We start from the raw sequence: 562 nt of genomic DNA, 5'->3' as shown, positions 1-562 counted from the left end.
CTTGTGTTCGGCCAGGCTGCTGGCCTCCTCGCAGTGGGTGCCATCGTCGAGCCGCAACAGCTCGGCAATCTCGTCCAGACTGAACCCCAGCCGCTGTGCCGATTTCACGAATTTCACCCGAACCACGTCCGCCTCCCCATAGCGGCGGATGCTGCCGTAAGGCTTGTCCGGTTCCCGCAACAGGCCCTTGCGCTGATAGAAGCGGATTGTCTCCACGTTGACCCCGGCCGCCTTGGCAAAAACGCCAATGGTCAGGTTTTCCAAATTATTTTCCATATCGCTTGACTCCGTACATGAGTACGGAAGTAAGGTTACGCTATCCAATCCAAATTCAAAAGGGCCAACGTATGTCTGAACCACAAAACGGGCGCGGTGCGCTCTTCGCCGGCGGGCTGGCCGCCATTCTTGCATCGACCTGCTGCCTGGGGCCGCTAGTACTGGTCGCCCTGGGCTTCTCCGGTGCTTGGATCGGCAACCTGACGGTGCTGGAACCCTATCGACCGTTGTTCATCGGCGCGGCGCTAGTGGCGCTGTTCTTCGCCTGGAAGCGGATTTACCGGCC

At 59.6% G+C, this 562-nt stretch carries 2 protein-coding genes; one reads left to right on the top strand and one right to left on the bottom strand.

Annotation, left to right across the window (positions count from 1 at the left end; translation table 11 throughout):
- A partial coding sequence (locus ACFFXY_RS25360; RefSeq protein ID WP_171874298.1) for a MerR family transcriptional regulator occupies positions 1-276 on the bottom strand: 276 nt, incomplete at its 3' end.
- Positions 277-347: 71 nt separating this feature from the next.
- Here ACFFXY_RS25360 and ACFFXY_RS25355 point away from each other — a divergent pair.
- Positions 348-562 (top strand): mercuric ion transporter MerT (locus ACFFXY_RS25355; RefSeq protein WP_382357098.1); only part of this gene is annotated, 215 nt, incomplete at its 3' end.

This window comes from Glycomyces mayteni (assembly GCF_042428885.1).
Lineage (GTDB): Bacteria > Actinomycetota > Actinomycetes > Mycobacteriales > Micromonosporaceae > Glycomyces > Glycomyces mayteni.
Note: the sequence above shows the minus strand (reverse complement) of the source record. Positions and strands in the feature narration are given on the sequence as shown.